This window comes from Methanosaeta sp. UBA356, from assembly GCF_002496465.1.
Classification (GTDB): Archaea; Halobacteriota; Methanosarcinia; order Methanotrichales; family Methanotrichaceae; genus Methanothrix; species Methanothrix soehngenii.
This window is the reverse complement of sequence record NZ_DAKC01000030.1, coordinates 1-5,142: the sequence shown is the minus strand read 5'-3', so window position 1 is coordinate 5,142 and position 5,142 is coordinate 1. Positions and strand designations below refer to the sequence as shown.

At 45.2% G+C, this 5,142-nt stretch carries 7 protein-coding genes; all 7 read left to right on the top strand.

The features are described from left to right. The first annotated feature begins 917 nt into the window (after positions 1 to 917). Positions 918 to 1,373: a hypothetical protein gene (locus BP727_RS02230; RefSeq protein WP_286857188.1), complete on the top strand. Its 456-nt coding sequence runs from the start codon at positions 918 to 920 to the stop codon at positions 1,371 to 1,373. A 54-nt stretch (positions 1,374 to 1,427) separates the two neighbouring features. After that, on the top strand, positions 1,428 to 2,636 hold the full coding sequence (locus tag BP727_RS02225; RefSeq protein WP_286857187.1) for an ABC transporter substrate-binding protein: 1,209 nt from the start codon (positions 1,428 to 1,430) through the stop codon (positions 2,634 to 2,636). Between the two features lie 17 nt (positions 2,637 to 2,653). After that, on the top strand, positions 2,654 to 3,841 hold the full coding sequence (locus BP727_RS02220; RefSeq protein ID WP_286857186.1) for an ABC transporter substrate-binding protein: 1,188 nt from the start codon (positions 2,654 to 2,656) through the stop codon (positions 3,839 to 3,841). A gap of 33 nt (positions 3,842 to 3,874) precedes the next feature. Continuing rightward, positions 3,875 to 4,117 (top strand): hypothetical protein, encoded by a 243-nt coding sequence (locus BP727_RS02215; protein WP_286857185.1) that lies wholly within the window; start codon positions 3,875 to 3,877, stop codon positions 4,115 to 4,117. Beyond that, positions 4,087 to 4,362 (top strand): AbrB/MazE/SpoVT family DNA-binding domain-containing protein, encoded by a 276-nt coding sequence (locus BP727_RS02210; RefSeq protein ID WP_286857184.1) that lies wholly within the window; start codon positions 4,087 to 4,089, stop codon positions 4,360 to 4,362. Before BP727_RS02215 ends, BP727_RS02210 begins: the two co-directional genes overlap by 31 nt. Further along, the gene (locus tag BP727_RS02205; RefSeq protein ID WP_286857183.1) at positions 4,328 to 4,768 is read left to right on the top strand and encodes a PIN domain-containing protein; all 441 of its coding nucleotides are present in this window, start codon (positions 4,328 to 4,330) and stop codon (positions 4,766 to 4,768) included. The genes BP727_RS02210 and BP727_RS02205 overlap by 35 nt, the downstream gene beginning before the upstream one ends. A 181-nt stretch (positions 4,769 to 4,949) precedes the next feature. Then, positions 4,950 to 5,142: helix-turn-helix domain-containing protein (locus tag BP727_RS02200; RefSeq protein ID WP_286857182.1), on the top strand; the 193-nt coding region annotated here is incomplete at its 3' end.

The following is a 5,142-nucleotide window of genomic DNA, read 5'->3' as shown; positions in this document are numbered from 1 at the left end:
TGGGGGTCATTTGCCACTATTACCAATTCCTTACCCTCATTTTAGCCTCTCCTAGACAGTCCAAGGTGCTAATGGGATAATGGCCGAGAAGGAAAGCCGCCATCCCATTGTCACGTGAAGGAGGGCGAAGGGCTGGGAGAGGCTTGACTTCTCCCCGATGATTGAGTCAAGAGGCCCTTCGCCATATTAGCTATGGTATTATGAATATTTATGCCTTATTGTTTGATTAGTATTACTAGGCCATCGATCCCTGCTTCTCAGACATCTGGTAGTGGTATATCTCAGCTCATGACCTGAAGCAGCTTGATCTATTCGCAGAAAACACCGCTCGAAAAGGATTTAGACTATACCCGACTTGTATATTACAATAACAGAAAGGTTTATTAATAAGTAATATTAACTTTTATTGAAGAGCTACAGCAGCCAGTTAGGCCTCCTTTACCAATAACTAACTGTTGTTATGCCCTGGCAGGTCTGCCATAGCCAGGGCACACCTCTTCCTTTCGCTCCACCCAGATTCGGCTGCTTAAAGCTGGGCGCACTACACAAAAAGAATCCCGGATCCGGTAATGATATATGGAGATTGACCTATTTGTATGATCTGTACCATTGCTCATACCCCTTATGGCTCCCGAAGCAGTGAAGCACATTGAATGGGCATTTAAGTAGATAAGGATTGTTCATGCTGGCCGATCACGGCGCCGATAATCGGCTCGGGCCCGGCGACCTTACCCTTCTTTGGCCTGGAGAGCGATGCAGGTTACTATTTAGAATTTTATATTTGAACAATAATTCTTATTTAGTATTACTATTTTAGATAGATTTATCTCTTATGACTGATACTCATCCTATCTTAGTGGCATGAGCTGCATCAGAAGGAATGATAAATGCATCAGGAGTTTAAGGAAAGCGCTGACTTGACAAAAATGGTTGTTGGCCACGAGCTCTGGCTAGGCCAAGCTAAACAAGAAGGAGATCAAAGAGAGGTATCCCTGCTCTTTGGCCATAATATGCGTACTGATGGTGTTTTAAATCCGGCGAGGGTCAAACCCTTGATTTATAGACCCGATGGCAGTACCATACAACCCACGATGTCCTCCGAGAGCGATAGACATCGGCTCAGATTCCCATTTGCAGGTGATGGTTGTTATACAGCTATAGTGGACCTCGTTCCCATTGTCGTCAGTCAGAATAGCGAAGGATATCATATCGGACCCAAGTTTCAATTTAAAAATGATGGATGGGCGAAGACGCCTATGACTGAGGATGGGGATTGGATGTTCTTGGCAAAACACAGGGATCCAACTAAAAAAGTTAATGAGGAGTTCGATATGACAAATTTCGTCACGACACTCGTGATGGAGGTCCAGTAGAGTGGTGAACGCAATGCGTTAGGATTCAGGGATATTGGTTGGAGGTTTGGCAATATGAAATGGCAAATTTTTGCATTCATCCTGGCGCTGTTTGTATCAAGTGCAATTGCGCCAGCGTTTGCTAAGGGAATTGATGTTCCAGGTGATAGCAATGGCGACAAGATCGTTTCTACTGAAGAGCAAAAGGCTGCAGAGAAACTATCTCAGGAGGGACAGATAACAAAGGCTCAGCTTGAAGAGATAAAGAATATCCATGAAAATTACCCAAAAACTATCACAGACTCGGCCAACCAGATGGTGACAATATACAAGCCAATTCAGCGAGCAGTTATTGCCTATTGGATCGATGCTGCAATAACCTTGCAGGCGTTAAAAGCCGAAGATTCGATTATTGGCATAACAGCGCCCATTGCAGAGCAGCAAACTCTGTTCCCAAAACTCAGCAGGCTTCCAGTGGTTGGTGAGATACCGCGGGTTGAATCGCTTGATTTTGAAAAGATCCTGGAGCTTGAGCCAGATGTGGTGATTACGGGCGGAAATGCTTCCACATGGGATGCGATTCAGGAGAAAATACAATCGCTAGATCCAGATGTTGCGGTTATCCGTTTCGATTATGCAGAACCAGAAACATATCTGGACGAGGTTGATAAGACAGGATATCTTTTCGATAAAAAAGAAGAAGCCAACGAACTGATCGATTTTATTGATGGGCATTTAAGCCAGATTAACGAGAGAGTGAAGACGATACCCAGCGATGAGAGAACAACAGTATACTATGAGGTCTTCAATGACTATCAGACCCGAGGCGCAGGCTACATCGCATTGGCCGGAGGAGCTAACATCTTTGAGAATACTTCACAGGAAACCTTTACCACAAATCCAGAAGAAATAATTGCTCGCAATCCCGAAGTCATACTTCATCTCATGGGCTGGAAGTATTCTGGTAAGATTGGATGGGAAGCAGATAATGTCACAGCCATGCGAGAAAAAAGGGACGAGATCATGAATCGGCCTGGATTTGCCGGTACTGACTCAGTCAAGAGCGGGAGAGTCTATACACTAGCATCTGATATCGTGATGGATGCCATCTATCCTGTAGGCATTTGCTATTTTGCCAAATGGTTCTACCCCGATCTTTTCAAAGACATGGATCCAAATGCTATACATCAGGAATATCTGAGCAAGTTCCTGGGCATAGATTACGATCTTAGCAAACGTGGTGAGTTTGTGTACCATCCAGAGCAGCATCCCGAAGGGCGATAGTTTCAGGAGGGAGCAAGATGAGATGGAGTACTTTAGCTTTAATTATAGCATGTGCAGCGCTGATGATTGGATCAGCGTTCGCACAGGGAACGGACGTTCCTGGTGACAGCAACGGCGATAAGATCGTTTCCGCCGATGAGGTGGCGGCGGCGGAGAAGCTCGCACAGGAGGGGAAGATATCTGCGGATGAGCTGCAGGAGATCAAGCATATCCACGAGAAGTATCCAATAGAGATCAACGATTCATCAAATAGGAGGATTGTGATATATAAGCCAATTAAAAAAATTATTACCCAACATAGTACTACATACATCCCCCTTTTCATCCTTGAAGCTCAAGATAAGATAGTGGGTGTGACTACGGATGCACAATTAGCTTATTCCTGGGTTCCGGGAATGGAAGATAAACCATCCATAGGCGAGTATTTAGACTTAGATTACGAGAAGATAATTTCACTCGAACCTGACGTAATTTTTACTGCTAGAGATAGACCTGATATTAGAGAAAAACTAGAGCCCTCAAATATTACTGTTATTGCGTTGAAATTTGCTGAAACTGGAAAGTTTGAACAAGAGTTCAGAAATTTGGCAAAATTATTGGAGAATGAAGAGAAGGCTGAGAAATTTATTCTGTGGAGAAACGACAAACTAAGCCAAATAGAAGAACGAACTGAAGCAATAAATCCTGAGATTCGGGTGCTCCTTGGTGCTGGAGGTTCTCCAAATGAGCCTTGGCAGTGCAACACGATTGGATCTGGCATTCACGATGCTGTGACAATGGCAGGTGGCTTTAACATCGTCAGTGAGATTCCAGGTTCTTACACCGTTACAGTGGATCCCGAATGGGTGCTTAAGCGCGATCCAGAAGCCATAATTATTATGAATTGGGGTGCAGGAGAAGAACCAAGTGGCCTTACAGGCTATGATCTCAAGAATCCAGTCGCGGCTAAACAGTATATAGAAACGGTGCTCAACAAAGAGATCTTGAGGAACACCAGCGCAATAAAAAATAACCGCGTCTACGTAATCGATGGTCCCCTCATGTTAGGAAGTAGCACTTCATATCTTGGTGCCTTCTATTGCGCTAAATGGTTTTATCCAGAATTATTCAAGGATATGAACCCCGAGGCGATTCATAAGGAATTCATCGAGAAGTGGGTGGGTGCGCGGTTTGGAGGCATATGGGCATATCCGCAAGCGAGCTAAAGCTGCAAAGTCGGAAACCAATTGGGGCGTCTAATGATCGACTGGAACCACATATGCAAGCTCACCCTCCTCGCCTCCCGCCATGGAAGCCTTGAGAACGGCTGCGAGAAGGAGGAATCTGCAGAGCGATATGATCGGTCGGAGGTCGTCAGGATGGACGGCGAGAGAAGGGCCGCAGCCATGGCGTTGACCCCTGGAACTTTGCAGGATCGAAGGCATATTTATTTATGGCATAAATGGGTTAAATGGGTAATAATATGCCACTCGCAAAAGTAGATGATAGGGGAAGGGTACAGCTTCCAAGCAATCTCCGTCACAGGATGAAGCTAGAAGAGGGGGATGAATTCTTAGCAGAAGAGCTTGGAGAGGATACGATTATCCTCAAGAAGATCAACCTACGAGTTCTGCTTGAGGATGCGATAGAGAAAGCCAAGTCCATCGATCTTGATCAACTTGAAAGGGAGATTGAGGAGGAGAGCAACCAACTTGCCCGTCAGAGGTTCAAGGTATCTCATAGATAACACCGTCTTCATTGCAGCAGTCAAGCGCGGATGGACCAAGAGCACGGAACTCGTCTATCACCTTTTGGATAGCTCGGCTGAGCTTTTTGCCAATGAACTTCTGATCTTTGAGTATGAGAAATATGCAAAGGCATTGAGTACATATGAGCTTCTGAATTACCTGAAGAAAGCATTGATCCATGTGAATCCATCTCAGGAGGAAATAGATACTTGCGCAGCATTCTTCCCGGAGAGCGAGCTGTCAGATATTGTTCATGCTGCGACCTGCCTTTATACCGATGCAATTCTCATCACCAATGATGCCCATTTCAACAAGATAAAACAGGCTGGGATCATCGAAGTTTGGAGCAATGCCAAAGCAATCAAGAGGCTTCTTGAAGGAAGTGAGGACTACGAGAACAGATAAATGCATTCAGTGATCGACTTGAGGAAAGCGCCGATTTGATAAAAATGGTTGTTGGCCACGAGCTCTGGCTAGTACAGCCGGGCTGAGATGAACCTAACGATAAGGTTTTATATATAGTCATTGACAGATACTCTATAACAGGGGAGTATCAATGCCGGGTCCGAAACCACCAGCAATCAACTTGAACGACGTCGAGCGCCAAGGGCTGGAATTGCTTGTTCGTCGGTATACTACGGGGCAGCAAAAAGTTATCCGAGCACGGATTGTTTTGCTGGCTGCAATGGGTAAGAACAATCGTGAAATCGCTAATGAATTAGAGGTTTCCTTGGACACTGCTCGATTATGGCGACAACGATGGCTGGACTTGCAGCCGA

Coding starts and splice junctions, on each gene's coding strand:
- BP727_RS02225 (WP_286857187.1), top strand. CDS start 1,428: ATGAAATGGCAAATTTTTGCATTCATCCTGGCGCTGTTTGTATCAAGT.
- BP727_RS02215 (WP_286857185.1), top strand. CDS start 3,875: ATGATCGACTGGAACCACATATGCAAGCTCACCCTCCTCGCCTCCCGC.
- BP727_RS02210 (WP_286857184.1), top strand. CDS start 4,087: ATGGGTAATAATATGCCACTCGCAAAAGTAGATGATAGGGGAAGGGTA.
- BP727_RS02220 (WP_286857186.1), top strand. CDS start 2,654: ATGAGATGGAGTACTTTAGCTTTAATTATAGCATGTGCAGCGCTGATG.